The organism is Pararhizobium sp. PWRC1-1 (genome assembly GCF_049897905.1).
In the GTDB taxonomy this organism is placed as follows: Bacteria; Pseudomonadota; Alphaproteobacteria; order Rhizobiales; family Rhizobiaceae; genus Pararhizobium.
Genome location: NZ_JAFCXE010000003.1, coordinates 227,433 through 247,167, shown reverse-complemented (window position 1 = coordinate 247,167; position 19,735 = coordinate 227,433). Strand labels below are relative to the sequence as shown.

Here is a 19,735-nt window from a genome sequence, read left to right as displayed (position 1 = left end):
CACAGGCTCTCAACGAACACGGCCTGCATTATTGCAGATCGTCTTTGCGCAGGTTTGCATGTTTGAGCATGGTTTCCAGCAGCTTCCAGGGTTCCTCGTTGCGCGGAAATGACGGTGCGTTCTGCGGTGTACGCGCGCCTGCGAGCGGCACGATGAAATAGTCAGTGCGCGGATCGGGGAACGGGTCGGCGAAAGATTTCAGCAATGGCGCGTGGTCACCGTAGAAAACCAGCCAGACAGGCCGGTCGAGTTTGCTCAAGTGATCGATCAGTTCGCCAAGAGCTTTGTCGGACTGCTGCAGGATGTCGAGATAGATATCAAGAGGGTCGGTCAGCTCCGGCACACGGTTGGGCTCCCACGGCCCATGATTGGCCATCGAGGCGACAAACAGAAAGCTGCCCTTGGCGTCTGTCTGCTTGTCGATGTCGGCAATGACCTTGCGGGTCAATGCAGCATCGGAGACATATAGACCGTCCCGCGCCGGATCATGGTCGAAATCGTTGAGCATGGTCATCTTCTCAAAGCCGAGCTGTGGCATGGCTTTGTGCCGGAGAAAGAATGTCCGGTCATATGGATGCATGAAATGCGTGCTCCAGCCAGCGTTCTTCAGCTTCGTTGGCCACACCACGTCTGTATAGTGGCTCGCGCGCAGATAGGGATAGGTCGCGTCGATATGCAGATCGTCCGGAACCAGGCCACTTAACACGGCAAACTCCGTTCGCAGCGTATAGCCGCCCTCGAAAACCGTGGCGAGGCGTCCCCATTGGATAGCGAGCTTCTGTAGCCGGTCGATGTTTGGCAGCTTGACGCTGTCGACACCGCAATGGCGCATGTCAATGAACGATTCTGACTGCCAGACGATAACCAGAGGCGCCTTGTTGTCGGCATCGTGGCCAATCAGGTCCTGTACCGCAGCGAAAAAACGTTCGGACAGTTCGGCAATGATCTTCTCACGCCGGCGGCCAAGCCAGAGGATGAAATGGAAGATCACGGAACCAAAGGTGCCGAAGCGGATCGTACTCACCTTTACGTTCGGCACCCCGACGAGATGCTGCACGAAATCCGCCACTGGCCGGTTGACCGGGCCGTAGAACAACAGAACCCAGGGCAGGTCGGCGACCAGGATCGCAGCGATGATCCAGCCAAACTTATGGCTTTGCGGCAGGATATGCGGTTCGAAATACATGTAGAGGCCGGAGACGCCAAAAACATACAGGAAGGCGACCGTCCAGAAGGCAATGTTGAGAGAATTTGCGTAGAAGATCGACTTGTATTTGAAGACATCGGCGACGAGAGCGATATCGGAAAAGACCAGCGGTTCGCGAATGAACTTATACTTCGCGCGCGATATGCCGGTGAAGATGACAAAAAAGCTCATGGTCCCAGCACCGGCATAGAGCGGACGCCAGGAAATCGAAAAGAAGCCGGCAAAGACCAGGGCGATGATCGGAAGCCGCGCGAGAATATCCACGGCCGCCCGTCTGCGGCTGAATACAGGCCGGTGCTTCCGGCGTTCCCGTTTGGGCAAAGCGAATTTGTCCGTGAACAGGATGACCGCGCAGGCCAGAGCGTAACAGAAAACAGTCAGCGTTACGGGATGGTAGTGCATGTGGAGTGACGTCAGCGCCAAATGATTACCTTCGCGATCTTTCATCCGCCGCCAGCCTGTCATGCATTGCTGCGGGAAAGCGACACTTAAATCCTATTGTCAGCAGATACAAGCAGACTGTCCCGGTTCAGGGCCGTCCATTAATCCGCTGAATGGCACGATCGAACCACCAGTTGAGAAAGGGTTTTACCGTTGAGCCAAAGCGGCCGAGTGCCCACAGGGTCCACCCGAAAAACACCTCGAATTCACCTCTATCGACGGCGCGGACAATCCGGCCTGCAACCGCCTCCACGGGCCACGGCGCGACGCGTCCCATAATCACTGCGGCCTCGAGCGGTCGATCCGCCAGTTCGCGGGAAAACTGCGGTGTTTCGGTATCCGGCGGGAAGCAGACGGAAACCCGGACACTGTAAGGCTTCGCTTCGGAGCGCAAGGCTTCCGCAAAACCGTGCAGGGCAAATTTCGAGGTGGAATAGGCCGCGTAGCCGTGAATGCCGATCAGCCCGGCACCGGAAGAGACAAGCATGATCCTGCCGGATCGCCGCGCCTTCATGCCGGAATAGACCGCGCGCACCGCGTGGATGCTGCCGAAAAGGTTTGTCTGGATTTGGCGGTTGAAGGCGTTAGGCGGCAACGTCTCAAACAATCCGGGCTCGACGATGCCGGCTGATGTGATCAGAATATCGCAAGGGCCATAGTCTTCCTCGCATCGGGCAATTGCCGCAACCGTCTGCTCTTCGTCATTTACATCCGCACGTTCGATCCTGATCGTGCCGTGGCCGTGAATGTTCGACAGCTCGTCTCGCGCCATCTCAAGGGCGGAAACCGTGCGCGCAAGCAGCGAAATACGAGCGCCGCGCGCGGCATAAATCCGCGCAAGCGCCAGACCAATCCCGCTCGAACCACCCGTAATGATCACATGAGTCATGCAGTAAGACCGGTTCGGTTCATCAGAGTGCGCCCGGCTGTCCAGGAGCGGCCAATCTTATCTGGAGGCAAGCATCTTCATCATCTGCTGGACGTCGATCGATGCGAGACCGAAATTGCGCTCGGTGAGATCCTTGAGCTTTTCCGCGGTCATCGTCACGGTCCGGCGGATCTGCTCCTCCGTGTGTTCGCTGGTGATAAAGAACCGCAGACGCGCCATGCCTTCGGGCACCGCCGGGTGAATGATCGGCAGGGCATTGATACCGGCTGCGAGAAGATCGTTCGACAGCTGTACCGCACGAAGCGAATCGCCAACCAGAACGGGAACCACGGAGAAACCGGCGCTCAAACCAATGTCGAGACCTGCCTCCTGGGCGAGCTTGAGGAACAGTGAGCCATTCCGCCTCAAGGCCGCGACCCGTTCGGGCTCGCTTTCCAGGATATCGAGGCTTGCGATGGCCGATGCGGTGAGAACCGGCGCAAGGCCGACGCTGTAGACGAAACCGCCCGCCGTCGCCTTCAGCACGGCTGCCAGCGCAGCGCTGCCGGCGATATAGCCGCCGCAGCTTGATGTCGTCTTGGAAAGCGTTCCCATCCAGATGTCAACCTGGCGGGGATCGATGCCGAAATGTTCGAACGTGCCTTTACCGCGCTTGCCGAGAATGCCCAGCGAGTGGGCTTCGTCCACCATCAGCCAGAAGCCATATTCGGCTTTGAGCTTCATGATGGCGGGCAGGTTGGCGATGTCGCCGTCCATCGAATAGACGCCTTCGACAATCACCAGGATACGGCGATAATCGCCTGCGACAGTGCGCAGCACGTGTTCCAAGTCGTTCGCATCATTGTGCTTGAACAAACGGCGTGTGGCGCCCGAGAGCTTGATACCGGCCAGCGCGCTGTTGTGAATGAACTCGTCATGCACGACCAGGTCTTTAGGCCCCATCAGGCAGCTGATCGCCGCGACATTGGTGAGGTAGCCGCTGACGAAGCAGACGGAAGCCTCGACGCCGTAGAAGGCGGCGATGCGCTCTTCCAGTTCGGCATGCGCCGGGCGCTCGCCTGCGACCAGCCGGCTGGCGGATGCGGAAATACCGAAGGTGTTGATGGTGTCGCGGGCCTGGGCCAGGACATGCGGGTGGCGATTGAGGCCGAGATAGTCATAAGACGCGAAGTTGATCAGCTTGCGGCCGTCGATGATGGTCGTCGCCCCCGCGGCCGTCTGGTGCGCCCGGTAGAAGGGGTTGTCGATGCCCAGCTGCGCGCTGGCAATCTTCTGGGTCTGTACCTGCTTGTATTCCGGCAAGTCTTCAAACTTTGTGTGCTTGCGTCTGACCGGCGGCGGAACGTCCCGCTCGGAGCGGGCCATGCGGTTACGCTCCGAAGATTGATGCGCGTTGCGCATCTTGTCCAGCAGGTTTTCCTTCACGCTGCTGTTCATCTTCGAAACGTTTTTGCGTTCCTCGTCCTTGCTCATTGGCTCGCTGCCTTTTCTGTACCCGTGCCGGTATGGCGCTGGGTGAGCTCGTTGACGATCTTGTTGTCCGCCGGCTCGCTGTCCTCGTCGCTGCCGTGATCCCGCTTGCTGACCTTGTCATAAAGCTTGCGCGCCACGTCGCCGACAGTCGTGTTGTCGGCAACGCCGCTCAACGGCATATCAAAGCCGGTATTCTGCTGGAAGCTGATACCAAGTTCCACGGCCATCAAACTGTCGAGGCCGATTTCCTTCAGGATCTTGTTACGTGAGATCGTGTCCTTCGACACGCGCAGGATAGCGGCAATCTCGTTGGCGACCAGATCATAGAGAATATCTTCGGCCTCCTGCGGCGATTTTCCTTCGATCATCGCCACGAGATCCATGGTCTTGCCGTCACTCCCGGACGTGTGCTGGTCGGCTGTCCGCAGGATAACCTCGAACAGCGCGTTGCGAACCACCGGAAGATTGCGCGCAGCCGCCCAATCGAGTTCCGAGATCATCGCCACCGCCGCATCGACCGTGCCCGGATCGGATCGGATATAGCTCTCGACCTGATCGAGGGCAGACTGTGCCTTCAGCGCGGTCTTACCGATGCGCTTGGAGAGCAGATCGTTAACGTCGGTGTTCTGCGCCAAGTAGCCCTTGTCAGCGATCGCGCCGAAGCCGATCGCCAGACCCGGCAGGCCTTCAAGCCGCCGTGCGCGTGCAAGGCCCTCGAGGTAACCGTTCGCCGCCACATAGTTGGCTTGGCCGGGATTGCCGACCAGCGTTGTCGCTGATGAGAACATGATGAAATGGTCGAGCGCATCGGACCGCGTCAGCCGGTCGAGAACGGCAGCGCCCTGTACCTTCACGTCGATGACCGGACGGTTGCGCTCGCGGCTGAGATTGTTGATCAACGCATCGTCAAGGACCATGGCTGCATGAACAACGGTCTTCAAAGGCCCAATCTGGCGCAGCGTCGTCAACAATGTATCCGCTGCAGCCTCATCGGTGACGTCGCAGGCGTGAACGCTTGCAGAAACGCCCTTGCTTTCCCACCGCTTGATCATTTCGAGGGTTTCGGCGTCGGCGATGCCGCGGCGTGTAGCAAGCGCAATGTTGCGTGCACCCTTGTCGACCAGCCAGTTGGCTGCAGCAAGGCCGAACCCACCGATGCCGCCAACGACCAGATGGACGCCCTGGCTATCGACCACCATGCGGCGGGCCGGTCGCTTGGCGACTTCATCCTGCCCAGCGACAGGTGGCAGCACGACGATCTTGCCGATATGGCCGGCATTCTGCATCAAGCGGAAAGCATTGCCGATTTCGTCGAAACCGAAGGCGCGGTAGGGCAGGGGCACAAGCTTGCCCTCTTCGAACAGCGCACCGATCTCGGTAAAAATCCGTTTTGTCAGATCCGGTGCGTTGACCAAGAGCTGGTCGGCATCGATGCCGAAATAGCTGATGTTGCGGCGGAACGGCCGCAGGCCGATCTTGCTGTCGGCGTAATAGTCGCGCTTGCCCAGTTCCAGGAAACGGCCGAATGGCTTTACCAGCGACAAGCTCTGCTCCATGGCCTCGGCAAACAGCGAGTTCAGAACGAGATCGACCCCTTCGCCGCCGGTGACACCGAGAATGTCGTTGACGAAGGCTAGCGAGCGCGAGTCAAAGACGTGGTCGGCGCCGAGCATCTTCAGGAAGCGGCGCTTCTCGCGCGTACCTGCCGTGGCGATCACCTTGGCACCGGCAAGCTTGGCAACCTGCAGGGCTGCGAGGCCAACACCGCCAGCGGCACCGTGGATCAGGATCGTTTCGCCGGCGCGGATGCGGCCAAGCTCGATCATTGCGTAATAGGCTGTGAGGAACGCAACCGGCACGGTGGCGGCCGCCACGGGGCTGACGGTTTCCGGCAGTCTGGCGACACCCGACCGGGAAACAACGACATGGGTGGAAAAGGCTGCGGGCGCGATCGCCATCACGGCATCGCCGACTGAAAGATCCCTGACGCTGCTGCCAATGGCGACAACATGGCCGGACAGTTCCATGCCAATCGTCGCGCCGGCAAAGCCGTCTTCCAGCGCTTCTTCCGGCAGAAGTCCCATCGCCCACATGACGTCACGGAAGTTGAGGCCGGTGGCCGCAACGGCAACGACAACATCGTCCGGGCCCGCCTGCGGGATTTCTGATTGTTCCCAGGCAATGCTGCCGACCTGCGAGCTGACCCGCTGGCGGATAGTCGCGGCCATGAAATCGGTCGTCTTGCGCAGGCCTTGATCGACCGGGCCGGGAACAGCACGGATTTCCGAAAGGATGCCGCTTGCTGCATCGAGCAGCCATTCGCGGTTTGCGCCGGTCTCACTGAGTATCGAGAGGGCGGCGGCAAGCTGATTGCCGGTCCCGGTCTTGGGGCCGGTGAAATCGAGCGAATGAATATCGAGGAAATCATATTCGTTTTGAAGCACGCGGGCGAATGCCCACAGGCCACTGTTAACGCTTGAACCCGGCGCATCCTGATTGCGCGCAGCCAGCGTGACGGGCGCTCCGCCGGGAGCTGCGATCACGAGGTGAGGGCGCTGATCGGCCGATGGTTCAGCATGCGCATAATGCTGGCGCAACGCTTCGGCAAAAGCGCTGAGCGAGAGCACGCGATTTTGCAGAGCGGCCGAGTCCTGGCTGCGGTCTGACGCGGTTGCCGACGAGAGATAGACTGCCCGTACAGGCTTTTCGTTCAGCCCTGCGAGGGCTTCAGTGATTTTGTCTTTGTCTGCATTGAAATCACCCGTCAGCTGAACCTGCACGAGGGGAGCCTGAATGGCTTCCTTGCCGGAAGGCAGCGTATTGTGCAGGCTCGAAACACTGCCGTCGTGCAGGACAAGTACCGGATTGACGACATCCGCAGACTGCGCATCAGCAGGCTGCACCGTATCCGTAAACAGGCCGCCTTGCGCTTCAACGGTGATGATGTTGCCGTAAGGCAATTCGCGGTCTTCAACAGTGATATTGCGCAGTCCCAGATCTGTCAGGTCCTTCTGCCATTGCGTCACCGTGGCCAGCTTGCCGATCGGGAACTCGACGGCCTGGGTCCGGGCAAACCAGCTCTCGGTCAACCCGAAAGCGAAGTCGCTGAACACCGTCGGCGCGTTGGTCGCCGCGATTAGGGCGCCATTTTCCCGCAGGCAGACCCGCAAGGCGTTGCGGATCGCACCGTCTTCGTCGATCAGCGTGAAAATCGTATCCGAAGCGCTGACAACGAGATCGAAGGCCGGAAGCGTTGCGAACGCATCCTTTTTCAAGACGCGAACATGAGCGTCCTCCTCGAAGGCGATTTCCAGATTGCGCTGGGAATTTTCACGTGGCTCGACCACGATCAGGCTGGCATCGTGTCTTGCAGCCAGTGTCGCGAGCTTGCGGGTGAAGCCGGCCGAAACGGTGCCGGCTTCGACGATCCGCAAGCCGGTCTTGCCGTTTTCGCAGGTAAGCACCTTTTCGACCGCCGCCAGAACCAGATTCATGCGCTGGCGAGTGGATTCGGAATGGACGGTCTGGTGGTCGAGGGTCGCATCGCTGATGAAGCCTTGCGGCTTGCCTGCTGCGTCAATCTCGGTGCCCGATATCTCGGAGGCAAAAAGACTGTCGATCCGGTCGAGCGTTTCAGCGTAGGAATTGTTGATCAGCACAGCCTCGACGGCGCGCTCGGAGCGTTCGCCATAGAGTTCCTTGAGAATATCGCCCACCGGAGGCAGCGAGTATTCCGCGGCGATTTTCCAGCTGCCACCCTTGTGTTCGCACAGGCCAGCATCTTCGAGAACATAGAGACAGTTGGCCAGGAAGCAGCGGAACGCGAAATCGCCGGGCAGCGACCGCGTATCGATCTTGGCGGTTCCCTTGCTAAGCTTGAGCGCGATTTCATGGCAGGCGCGATAGATCGCCGCGTTGAACAGAAGCGTCGCGTTATCGATACCGCTGTCGTCCGTCGCTGCAATTAATGGCATGGGCAGCAGATGTGTGCGCTCTAGCCCCACGTGCGGGGCAGCGCGATCGGAGGGCACGGCTTCGTAGTGGAACGACAGCATGTCCAGCGTCTTGTGCTGGCGCAGGTAAGTTCGGCGGAACCGGCAATCGTCGAAGGCTGCAATAATCTCGCCGCCCTTGCCGAAGAAACGGAATTTCGCCTTGATCGAATTGGCGCTGATACGCTCGATCTCGACCACAGCCCGCTTGACGGTCATCCCCGAGTTGGTCAACCGCACCGTGCCAAACCGCACCGGAATGTAAGGTGCGCCGCCTGCTTCGCCTGTGAAGCGATCAAACAGGGCAACGAGCCCGTGGAACGTGGCGTCCACGGAAATCGGATTAAGGCTGTACGTGACGAACGGGTTTCCTGCCTGCTCAGGTTCCTTCAGTTCCACATCGATGAAGCGGTCGCCATAGGAAACGGCCTTGGCCATCAGCTGGAAACGCGGACCGTAGTCGAGGCCGAACTGCCGCGCAGTTTCGTAAGCCTTCGCAGGCGTTACCGTTGCTGTCTTTTCCAGATTGGCGAAATGGTTTGCGGAGACCACCGCATCCGATGGGATCGGTTTGCGGCTTCTCGCCACCGCATGAACAGCCCAATCGTCTTCGGAAAGGCGCTCACGCGAGCGGATTTCGATATCTCCTGTTTCCGGCGACAGGATGGTCGAGAGCTCCATCATCCGGGTGTCGGCAAGCTCCAGCGGCCGCACGATCTCCAGATTGGTAATATCGACCTCTGACGTGCCGTAATATTGCTGCGCTGCCGAGATGGCGATCTCGATGAAGCCGCTGCCCGGCAGGATAGCCTTGCCGTCGACAATGTGTTCCGCGAGATCGGGGAACAGATGCGCATCGACATGGTTCTTCCAACTACCGCTGTTGAGATCGGCGCGCCAGCCTGCAAGCGTATACGGTGTCTTGGAGCCGCGGCCGAACAGATCGGCTGCATCGCTTGTCGATGGTGGGCGCAATTCCGCTGGCTCGAACGGCAGGTTCGGCAGACGGACGAAGGCGTTGCGCTTGCCGAACAGGCGCGTCTCATCGAAGGCAGCGCCATGGGCAATTGCCCGCGCCATCGCCCGCGAAATAGGGTCTTGACCCTTTTCGCCGACATCGCGCAACAGTGTCGGAACGACGGTCCCGGGAATGGAAGCCTGCTTAACCGTTTCCTTCAGATAGGACGAAAGGATCGGGCGTGGCGAAATTTCGATGAACAGACTGCAGCCGAGTGCGATGGCTGCTTCGGTCGCTGCCTGGAAGCGGACCGGCTCACGAACGTTCTTCCACCAGTAATCCGGATCAAGCTGCGTACCGTCCATGCGCGCGCCGGTGACGGTAGACAGATAGGCAAGCTCCGATTTGCGTGGCGCGATGTCCGGAATATCGGCGAGGAAGGCTTTCTTGGCCCGATCGATGATCGGGTGGTGGAACGGATAGTTGATATCGAGAATCTGGACGGGAATCTTCGCCTTGCGGGCGGCGTCGCGGAAGGCGGAAACCTCGTGTGCAGGGCCGGAAATCGTCACCGAATTGTGGGCGTTGATGGCCGCAACACAGATGTGCTCAAGTCCGCGTGACTTGGCAAAGGCTTTGGCTGCGTCTTCGCCCAGCATTGCTGCCGCCATCGTGCCCTGACCAGCCAGGGGATCCTGGTGCAGCGAACGCTTGGCAACGATCGCGACAGCATCGACGAGGGAAAGCGCGCCGGCCGCATAGGCGGCAGCGATTTCACCGACCGAATGACCGAACACGGCCGTGGGCTTGATGCCCATGGCAACAAGCGAATCCGACAGTGCCGCCTGGACCGCAAATAAGAGCGGCTGGGCGTACTTGGTGTCGGACAGCTTCTTGTCCAGATCCGGATCTGTCAGCAGATCGGTCAGCACGATGTCGGAATGGAACTTAAACAGCGCACTCACCGAGGTGAAACACTGGCGGAAATGCAGGTTTTCGCGGAAGGCCTCGACACCCATGCCGGCCCATTGCGAGCCGTTGCCGGAGAAGACGAAGGCTACCTTCGCGTCCTTCGTCACTGCTTCGCCGGTTTCGCCGATATCGGATGCCGGCTTTTCAAGGTGGCTGGCAATGGCGCGAATAATGTCTTCGGGATGGTCGCTGCGCGCTGCAAAGCGGTGGCGCATCTGCGTACGGTTGGCACCGGACGCGGCGATAACGGCCCGCGCTTCGTCCCTGGAGGTTTTGGCAAACGTCGATTTGTACGACTTCAGCAATTCCTCAAGGCTGCCGACCGTATGGGCGCTTGCCATGAAAACATGGCCGGTGGCGTTGTTGCGGCTACGTTCGTCCTGAACGGGATCCGGATCGCTGATGACGACGTGGGCATTGGCGCCGCCAAAGCCGAAGGAGTTGATGCCGGCCAAGCGCGCTCGCTTGCCCCGCAGCAGTTCGATCGGATTTGCTGTAACGCGGACGTTCAACCCGTCGAAATCGATATTTTCGTTCGGGGTTTCGAAATGCAGCGATGCTGGAAGGTAGTTGTTTTCAAGCGCCATGACGGCCTTGAGCATGCCGAACAGGCCGGATGCCGGCTCCGTATGACCGATATTCGATTTGATCGAGCCGATCGGTACCGGCGCACGCCGGTTGGCGCCGATCACCGTGCCGATCGACCAGACTTCGGACGGGTCGCCGACCTTGGTACCCGTTCCATGACCTTCGACGAAGGCAACCTGGTTGGAATCGATATTGTTGCCTTCATAGATAGCGCGCAGCAGGTTGGCCTGAGCTTCGCGCGACGGCAGGGAAATGCCGTTGGTTCGACCGGCCGAATTGACGCCTGTAGCGACGATCTTGGCGTAGCTGCGGTCCTTTTCCTGCCGTGCCCTGTCGGAACGGCGCAGAACGAACACGACGCCGCCCTCGGCGCGTACATAGCCCGCACCGTCATTGTCATAGGCGCGGCAAAGCCCTTCCGGCGACAGCATGCGCGCCTGCGCAAATCCGACGAACGGCAGCGGGTGGGCAAGGATGTTGATGCCGCCAACGATAGCCGTATCGATTTCGCCCGCGTTCAACGCGCGCATCGCCTGATCGAGCGCAACCAGCGACGAAGAACACGCGGTATCGACCGTCATGCTCGGGCCGCTCAGACCGAAAATGTGGGAAATACGATTGGAAACGATCGAAAGCGTGTTTCCGGTCATGAAATACGGGCCGGCGGCAGCTGGATCCTCGACGGTCAGGTTGGCATGATCGAGGCTTGATGCACCGATATAGACGCCGACATTTTCACCATGCAGCGACGGCACGGAAATATTGGCATCCTCAAGCGCCCGCCAGGCCAACTGCAAAAGCACCCGCTGCTGCGGGTCCATATACATGGCTTCGCGCTGCGACATGCCGAAGGCAGCCGGATCGAAATCATAGATACTGTCGAGCACGCCGGCGGCGAAGGAATAGGTCTTGCCCGGATTGCCAATGACGGGATGCCAGAAGCGAGCAAGATCCCAACGATCCGACGGTATGCGCGTGACGGTGCATTTGCCTTGGCGCAAAACACGAAACAACGCCTGTGGTGAATTTGCCCCCGGGGCGAGACAAGCGCGCCCTATGATTTCAACTGTCATATTTTATCGAACGCTCTAAACTGCTGTGAGTTGTTTCGCTGATTGCACGTGATACGCGAAAAAGCAATTGGAACTTCTTCCCCGATCAGTCGGATCGTCTCGTCATGACTTCAATGCCAGCTATATTGCGGCCCTTTTACCCCATGTTCACCGGCTTTCAACCCCCATATGCGACCATACACAGGGTAGTCCGCACTCCAATACAATTATAGAAACACACGATAACCATTGTGAGCAAACTATTAGCGGAAGGCAGCTGCGAATATTCAAGGCTGATACGAGTGTTGACCGTCTATTATTGAGGCGTGATAGCGCTTTATGCGGACCTGAAAATCCGACTGTTTGGAATGCTACGGTAGCAAAGTATTTCAAATATCATCCACATGGTCAATTTAAGAGTGTTTTTTTGGAGAAAGTTCTAAATTGTACCGTAGCAGGCCGGTGCGATGGCCAAGCTGTCGCTGTCGAAAGCCAAAATTCTTGCGGATCAAAAAGGGGAGCCGATCCTTTTGGGGCAAAGAGCTCATCCGGGATGACGCCGAGATCATTTATCGGATAAAGGAAATCTCAAGAGCGATGAGGCATTGATTCCGAACGTTTTCAACCATCGATCACGGCTATCATCATTGTCAAATCTGAACGCCGGCCGTTGCAGACCTGGTCTCAGGTGATGGATATCGGCGGAAGTGTTGCCGATTAGCATTAGTGAATTCCTTAAACTCTTTGACATAATTCTGATCCAGAAAGGAACGGGGATGCGCTCTTGATCGGCAGCCCTTGCTAAGCTAGTCATGCTGGCGAAATCCCGTGAGACACCTTGATGATCAAGGCTGAAAGTTGAATTGAATGCGACCTTCTATCCGATTTTTACTCCTGTCCGGCGCAGCATCATCGCTTTTGGTGTTATCCTCTTGCACCGGTCTGCCCAGTTCTGGGCCAAGTGCGGGGACCATTCAATCGGGCTCTAAGGCCGCTGAAACCCCATATGTCCTGATTCCGGTAACGCAGGCCGTCGCAGATTCGCTTGCGCGCGTGCAGGAGCGGCCGCTATCGGCGGCATTCGGTGGTGCGCGCAAGCAGAGTTCCTCGCGTATCGGCGTCGGCGATGCGGTGACCGTGTCGATATGGGAAGCCTCTGAAAATGGGTTGTTTTCGGCTGGGACGAGTCAGCAAGGCGGCGCGCAAATTCCTGTGCAGCTTGTATCGGAGAGGGGAACGATCTCGGTTCCGTATGCAGGCACCATCAAGGTTGCTGGCCAAAGCCCGGAAGATGTAAAGGTAACGATCGAGAAGGCGTTGAGCAGGATGGCCGTCGAGCCCCAGGTGCTCGTCAATGTCGTCAAGAACAACTCGAACACGGTGACCGTAACCGGCGAGGTTGCGGCAAGCGGCCGTATTCCGCTGACGCCTGGTGGCGAGCGTCTGCTCGATATCATTGCGACCGCAGGCGGTCCGCGGATGGAATTGCATCAGCTGGCCGTGCAGATCACGCGCGGCATGAAAACTGAAACCATCCCGATGGAACAGCTGATTTCGGACCCGCGTGAGAACATCTACGTTCAATCCAACGACGTTGTCACGCTGATCCGGCAGCCGCGGAGTTTCACAGTTTTTGGTGCGTCAATGGCCAATGCCTCCCTGCAGTTCGATGAGTCGCAGCTGTATCTCAATCAGGGGTTGGCTAAGGTGGGCGGCCTCAATGACGAGAGAGCAAACGCCAAGGGCGTTTTCGTCTATCGTCAGGAGCCAGTCGAGCTCGTTCGCCCTTTCGCGCCGAATGCGCGTTCCATGCATGCCGACGGTACGGTCAATGTCATCTATCAGGTGGATTTGAAGGACCCGAGCGGATTCTTCATCCTGAAGAACTTCAGAATCAAGAACCGCGACCTGATCTACATCGCCAACTCGTCCCTCGCCGAAATCAGGAAATTCTCGACACTCGTGAGCACGACCGTGGCTCCGGTCGCACAGGGTGCATCGTTCGCTGCGAATATTAACGATTTGGGTAATTAGGCTCAGTAGTCGTGAAGCGGCTTATCAACTCGTTTGGTGCGCGTATCCCCCGACGGGAGCGGCAAACGGCAAATCTTGGAAACCGTCTGCCGGTTTAAGCCGAAGCCCCGACACGCCTCCCAAAGGCTCTGACCCTCGACAAAAACAAGTCGGCGAACGGTGGCGCAAATCTCGACGACAAACATCCCAGCCCGTTTTCAAAAGGAAAGCAGCCTGCCTGCTGGGTGGATTTTCCTCCGCCCAACCAGGCAAATGACGAAGGTCACTGGTAGACTTTGTCATTGCCCGGACCAACTAAACCGGCAGAATCTCACCTCTAAAAGTGATAATAGCGCTTCTATTCCGCCGGGATCGGCAGCCGATCTTTAAGTGAACTCAATCTTCCGCCAGCCTCAGCAGATATTTGCCATAAGCCGTTTTAGAATACAGCTTGCCATACTCGATCAACTTGTCGCGTGAAATCCAGTCGTTGAGATAAGCGATCTCTTCGATGCAGGCCACGCTGGTGCCCTGGCGGTGCTGGATTGTGCGAACGAACTCCGCTGCCTCAAGCAGGCTGTCGTGTGTTCCGGTATCGAGCCAGGCGTAGCCGCGAGACATGCGTTCGACGAAGAGACTTCCCGATTCCATGTAGATGCGATTGATATCGGTGATTTCATATTCGCCACGTGCGGATGGCTTCAGATTGCGGGCATATTCTACGACTTTGTTGTCATAGAAGTAGAGACCAGTGACGGCCATGCTGGATTTCGGCTTTACCGGTTTTTCCTCAAGCGACAGCGCTTTGCCAGTCGCATCGAGCTCCACAACACCATAGCGCTCCGGGTCCGTTACCTCATAGGCAAACACCGTTGCGCCGGTCTTGCGCTCGCGCGCATTGGCCAGAAGCTCGCTGATCCCGGCGCCAAAGAAAATGTTATCACCGAGAACCAGCGCGACATGGTCACTGCCGATGAATTCTGCTCCGATTGTAAAGGCTTGCGCCAGGCCATCGGGGCTTGGCTGTTCGGCGTAGGAGATGTTCAGCCCCCAGCGTGAGCCGTCCTCAAAAAGGCGCCGGTAGCTTTCAATGTACTCCGGAGAGGAGATGATCAGGATATCGCGGATATTCGCCAGCATCAGAACCGACAGCGGGTAGTATATCATCGGCTTGTCGTAGATCGGGATCAGCTGCTTGTTGACGGCCAGCGTTGCCGGATGAAGTCGAGTTCCGGAACCGCCGGCAAGGATAATACCCTTCATAGAATTGTCTCCGCAGAATTGTTTTCTCTCTGGTCAATCTCGGCCAGTGTTTCCGCAAGTGCGGTTGTCCAAGGGCGGGGGCGGATGGCGTAGTCTTCCACGAGTTTCTTAGTACTCAATACGGAATTGGCAGGGCGCTTGGCCGGGGTGGGGTAATCCGCTGTGGTGATGCCTTCGACATTCGGCGCAGTAAGACCGGCCGATGAGCGCTGACGGAAGATTTCGCGTGCGAAACCGCACCATGTCACCGGTCCCTCATTTGAAAAATGATAGGTCCCTGTAGGCGCGTTCGGGTCCCCGATCATGCGCAGCGCGATCGTCGCCAGCGTGGCGGCGATATCGCCAGCTGCAGTAGGGCAACCATACTGGTCGTCAACGACGCGTAGCAGCGGCCGGTCCGCTGCCAGCCGTAACATCGTCTTGACAAAATTGTTGCCGTGCGAGGAGAAGACCCAGGATGTCCGCAGGATGACATGACGCGGGTTTCCAGTGCGAACGGCCAGCTCACCTGCGGCTTTTGAAGCGCCATAGGCACCGGCCGGATGGATTGGATCGTCCTCGTGATACGCGCCGGCCTTCGAACCGTCGAACACATAATCCGTGGAAACATGCAGCATGGGAATGCCTGCCTTCCGGGTCGCGGCGGCGATGGCAGCGGGGCCAAGCACATTGACCGTCCAGGCTGCCAGCCAATCGCTCTCGGCCTTGTCGACAGCGGTATAGGCTGCAGGATTGATGACAGCATCAAACCCGCCATCAACAATGAAAGCCTCGACCGCAGCCGGATCGGTAAGATCCAGCATGTGCCGCGAGGGGCACACAATCTCAACGCCGGCGGGCCAGGGGAACAAAGAAAGCGCCCTTCCGACCTGTCCAGTCCCGCCCGTCACCAGAATCCGCATACTGCGAGCTCCCTCTCTCATATTTCGTGCAGCTGGAGCGGCTCGCCATCATAGGCGAACGGACTGTCGAACGCGGAGAGCAGAGGCTGGTTTTCGTCCTTGGGGCTGAGGAGCGGCTCGACGCCATCCGCAAGAGGCCAATCGATATTGACCTGCTGGTCGTTCCAAGCAATCCCGCCGTCGTTGGCCGGCGCGTAGAAATCCGTCACCTTGTAGGTCACTTCCGTCGATGGCTCCAGCGTCAGAAACCCGTGCGCAAAACCAACCGGAATATAGAGTTGCCGGCCGTTTTCCGCCGACAGTTCGGCTCCGACCCATTTCCCATAGCTTGGCGATCCGCGTCGTAGATCAACGGCTACATCGAATATCTTTCCGCGGATACAGCGGACAAGCTTTGCCTGACCATAGGGAGGTGTCTGGAAGTGTAACCCTCTCAAGGTCCCCACGGGAACGGAAAGCGAGTGATTGTCCTGTACGAATTCATCAGCAATGCCGATATCCGAAAATTTCTTCGTGCTGTAAACCTCGGTAAACCATCCACGATCATCGCCGAATCGCTTCGGATTGATCAGCGTAACTTTCGATGACATATGCAAACCCTGTTTAAAATGCTTTCGCTGGATTAGGTTGCGAACCCGTCGATGCTTGATTGCGGCGCGCATCTGCCTGTGCCAGACATGCACCTACCCGAGCCCGCACTTCATCGTGACCGGCAGCCTCGTACCGGGAAGCGTATATATTGAAATGACCGGCAACGGAAGGTTGGAATATGGCGGCATGACACAGGAAGCGAACGGCCATTTTGTTGTTCTTGATGGCGATGATGCTGGCCATGTTGCTGGCTACCCGATCATAATGGATGTAGCCGACCCGGGTAGAGTTCTGGGGCTCACCGCTACTGTTTGCCTGCATAGACGAGATCGGTTTCCGGCCCTTCTTACGCGTCCCATGCTCCTGGATGACAGGGGACGAGGGCGCTTTTATGGGTGGATGCCGGTCAGCTTACACAAACTTTCGGTTCAGCCAAATCGGCCTGCCCTGACAACGGGAGCGCTGCCGGTTATTCGCGTCCGCCGGATATCCTACGCCAGGCTGGCAGCAATTATTGCAATCAACGCACCGCTTGCTGCGTTTCGTGCGCTACGGCTGCTTCTCGTCGGAAATGTCAAGGGCTTCGAATACCGCTTCGCCCGTTTTTACGATGCCCTCAACGCGCCATCCTATCCGGCGTGGATCAAGGCTATGTCAGAGACGGCGCCATCCGGTCCAGCGTTTCCCCCGGCGCGCGACGTGGGGCCGCGCGTCTTGGTCACGATTGTCGGGGCCGATCCTTCGCAAGTCGCTTCAACGCGCCGGTCTGTCACGCAGCAAACCTATCCACATGTTCAGGAGGTTCCGGCCGAAGAAGCGTATGCGTCCGGCGTGAAAACGAAGGAGGCCGCCTACTGGATGCGGCTCCCGGCCGGGATGCTGCTTGATAAAGCTGCGATCGCGCATCTGATGCAGCCTCTCATCGCCGATCCGATGCTTGCAGCCGCTTATTGCGACGAAGACCGAATTGATACACGCGGCTGGCATTTCCAGCCTTTCTTCAAGCCGGCATGGAACCCACCACTTGCAGAAACCGGTTGGCTGGCGCCGGACGGGGCGCTCATTCGATTGGACGCTTTGAAAGATCTCACCGATCTTGCTGGAACCGCATCGGGCCTGCTCTTGATTGAAGCTTCGCGGCATGGCCAAATCGCGCATGTGCCGCGCGTGCTCCTGCACCGCTCCGTTGCAAGGCTGCCCGCCCAACCTTCCCGGCCGAAAACTCCTCGGCTGGAGACCAAGGTCAGCGTCATTATTCCGACTCGTGACCGCGCTGACCTGCTTTCGGTCTGCCTCCATGGGCTTTTCAACGAAACGCGCGCCGACGATCTCGACGTAATCGTGATTGACAATGAGAGCCGGGAACCCGAAACCGAGGCTCTTTTTGAGCGATACGCCGCCGATCGCCGCTTGCGGCGAATTCCCATGCCCGGTCCCTTCAACTTCTCCAAGGCCTGCAATCTGGGTGTCGCTCAGGCCCGTTATGAGTTGACCCTGCTGTTGAACAATGATGTCAACCCGATCGAGCCGGGATGGCTGGATCAGATGGTGGCGGAACTCAACGATCCGCGCGCGGGAGCGGCGGGAGCCTTTCTGCTTTTCCCGGACGGCTATGCCCAGCACGCGGGCGTCACGCTCGGCTCCGGGTCGGTCGCGCGCCACAGTTTTCATTTCCGTCATCCCCGCGCTGGAGAAGATTGCGGCCTGATGGCCCAGCGGCAGGAAATGAGCGCGGTCACGGGCGCCTGCCTGCTCACACGCCAAAGCCTATGGCAGCGGGTGGGGGGGATGAACGAAGAGCAACTCGCCGTCGCTTTCAACGATGTTGATTACTGTCTGAGACTGCGGGAAATCGGCAAAGCCATCCTGTGGACCCCGCATGCCCGGCTGATCCATCGCGAATCCGTGTCGCGCGGTGGCGATAACACGCCGGAAAAACTCGCCCGTTTCGCAAACGAGGAGCGGTACATGCACGAACGGTGGGGCGATGCCCTGCGCAACGACCCGTTCTACAATCCCAATCTGTCGCTGACCGCAGCTGATTGGACGCTCAGTGCTGTGCCATCCAATCTCTCTGCGAGACTACCAAGCCTGCAGTCATCGTTCCCGAACAACGCAGCGGGCTGACGCAGATATCAGGGGCGGCGAACACCATTCGCCGACCCATCGAAGAAAACAATGACTACAAGTCGGAGCGCGGTCTATCCTGATTTACTGGACTTTAGCAGCCCGAGGCGGCTGCCATCGTAGCCCTTGCGCAAGGGGGCCCACCACCATTCGTTTTCGAGATACCATTTCACCGTCTTTTCGATGCCCGTATCGAAATTTTCCTGCGCTTTCCAGCCGAGTTCGGTTTCAAGTTTCGTCGCATCGATGGCATAGCGCGCATCATGTCCCGGACGGTCCTGCACATAGGTAATCAGGCTCTCATGCGGACGGCCTGAAGGATGCAGTTCGTTCATCAGCGCGCAAATGCGATTGACCACGTCGATATTGCGGCGCTCGTTGCGTCCGCCGACATTGTAAGTCTCGCCGATCCGGCCGCGCTCGGTAACGATATCCAGCGCGCGCGCATGGTCTTCGACGAACAGCCAATCGCGGACATTGGCGCCAGTGCCGTAAACCGGCAGCGGTTTGCCTTCGAGTGCGCTGATGATGACCAGCGGAATGAGTTTTTCGGGAAAGTGGAACGGCCCGTAATTGTTCGAGCAGTTCGAGACCACGATCGGCATGCCATAGGTGCGTGTCCAGGCCTTGGCCAGATGATCGGACGCAGCCTTGGAGGCGGAATAAGGCGAGCTCGGGTCGTAAGGCGTGGTTTCTTCGAAAAGTCCGTCATCTCCGAGCGAACCGTAAACCTCGTCCGTCGAGACGTGCAGAAAGCGAAAGGCCTCCTTCTCGGCCGCCGCAAGCGACTGCCAATAGGCACGGGCGCATTCCAGCATGGTGAATGTACCCAGCACGTTGGTCTCGACGAAATCACGGGCACCGGTAATCGAGCGGTCCACGTGACTTTCCGCGGCGAGATGCATGATGCGGTCCGGCTTAAAGCTGGCAAGCGCCTGCGAAATTGCCTGCCCATCGCAAATGTCGGCCTTCAGGAACCGGTAAAGCGGATTTCCTTCCACGGCCTGCAGCGATGTCAGCGTTCCTGCGTAGGTCAGCTTGTCGACGTTGAGGACCTCATATCCCTTTTCGAGAATGAGGTAACGCACCACAGCAGACCCGATGAAGCCGGCACCACCAGTCACCAATACGCGCATCGGTAATCCTCCACTTGCGTCCGTCAATAACGGACACTGATTCGATATGATGGACAGTAATATTCGTCAGGTCCCCATCCGGCAACATTGCTGTAGCCCGGAGGTTGAGCTTCCTGCAACTGTGAGGGGGA

General features: G+C 58.4%; 10 protein-coding genes. 2 read left to right on the top strand and 8 right to left on the bottom strand.

All coding sequences use genetic code 11. The annotated features are described in order from the left end of the window. Positions 1 to 28: 28 nt before the first annotated feature. From ACP7E0_RS07100 to ACP7E0_RS07085, 4 genes are all read right to left on the bottom strand, one after another. Positions 29 to 1,654: an LTA synthase family protein gene (locus tag ACP7E0_RS07100; protein WP_426123884.1), complete on the bottom strand. Its 1,626-nt coding sequence runs from the start codon at positions 1,652 to 1,654 to the stop codon at positions 29 to 31. Between the two features lie 82 nt (positions 1,655 to 1,736). Further along, positions 1,737 to 2,537 carry an SDR family oxidoreductase gene (locus ACP7E0_RS07095; RefSeq protein WP_426123883.1) on the bottom strand — a complete coding sequence of 267 codons (801 nt, stop codon included), beginning with the start codon at positions 2,535 to 2,537 and terminating at the stop codon, positions 1,737 to 1,739. Between the two features lie 57 nt (positions 2,538 to 2,594). Then, positions 2,595 to 4,010, bottom strand: coding sequence for an aminotransferase class I/II-fold pyridoxal phosphate-dependent enzyme (locus ACP7E0_RS07090; RefSeq protein WP_426123882.1), 1,416 nt, complete (start codon positions 4,008 to 4,010; stop codon positions 2,595 to 2,597). Then, positions 4,007 to 11,593 (bottom strand): type I polyketide synthase, encoded by a 7,587-nt coding sequence (locus tag ACP7E0_RS07085; RefSeq protein ID WP_426123881.1) that lies wholly within the window; start codon positions 11,591 to 11,593, stop codon positions 4,007 to 4,009. The genes ACP7E0_RS07090 and ACP7E0_RS07085 overlap by 4 nt, the downstream gene beginning before the upstream one ends. A gap of 1,032 nt (positions 11,594 to 12,625) precedes the next feature. Between ACP7E0_RS07085 and ACP7E0_RS07080 the strand changes: the two genes are divergently transcribed. After that, positions 12,626 to 13,606: a polysaccharide biosynthesis/export family protein gene (locus ACP7E0_RS07080; RefSeq protein ID WP_426123880.1), complete on the top strand. Its 981-nt coding sequence runs from the start codon at positions 12,626 to 12,628 to the stop codon at positions 13,604 to 13,606. A gap of 375 nt (positions 13,607 to 13,981) precedes the next feature. On the opposite strand, the gene rfbA is transcribed toward ACP7E0_RS07080, so the two are convergent. The 3 genes from rfbA to rfbC are packed head-to-tail and all read right to left on the bottom strand — an operon-like array spanning position 13,982 to position 16,340. Then, on the bottom strand, positions 13,982 to 14,848 hold the full coding sequence (rfbA, locus tag ACP7E0_RS07075) for a glucose-1-phosphate thymidylyltransferase RfbA (RefSeq protein ID WP_426123879.1): 867 nt from the start codon (positions 14,846 to 14,848) through the stop codon (positions 13,982 to 13,984). Beyond that, positions 14,845 to 15,750 carry a dTDP-4-dehydrorhamnose reductase gene (rfbD, locus tag ACP7E0_RS07070; protein WP_426123878.1) on the bottom strand — a complete coding sequence of 302 codons (906 nt, stop codon included), beginning with the start codon at positions 15,748 to 15,750 and terminating at the stop codon, positions 14,845 to 14,847. The genes rfbA and rfbD overlap by 4 nt, the downstream gene beginning before the upstream one ends. Positions 15,751 to 15,767: 17 nt before the next feature. Then, positions 15,768 to 16,340, bottom strand: a complete 573-nt coding sequence (gene rfbC, locus ACP7E0_RS07065; protein ID WP_426123877.1) for a dTDP-4-dehydrorhamnose 3,5-epimerase — start codon at positions 16,338 to 16,340, stop codon at positions 15,768 to 15,770. Positions 16,341 to 16,455: 115 nt separating this feature from the next. On the opposite strand from rfbC, the gene ACP7E0_RS07060 reads away from it, so the two are divergent. Beyond that, positions 16,456 to 18,468: a glycosyltransferase family 2 protein gene (locus ACP7E0_RS07060; RefSeq protein ID WP_426123876.1), complete on the top strand. Its 2,013-nt coding sequence runs from the start codon at positions 16,456 to 16,458 to the stop codon at positions 18,466 to 18,468. Positions 18,469 to 18,542: 74 nt separating this feature from the next. On the opposite strand, the gene rfbB is transcribed toward ACP7E0_RS07060, so the two are convergent. Then, entirely contained in the window at positions 18,543 to 19,604 is a 1,062-nt protein-coding gene (gene rfbB / locus ACP7E0_RS07055) for a dTDP-glucose 4,6-dehydratase (protein WP_426123875.1), read from the bottom strand. Between the last annotated feature and the right edge of the window lie 131 nt (positions 19,605 to 19,735).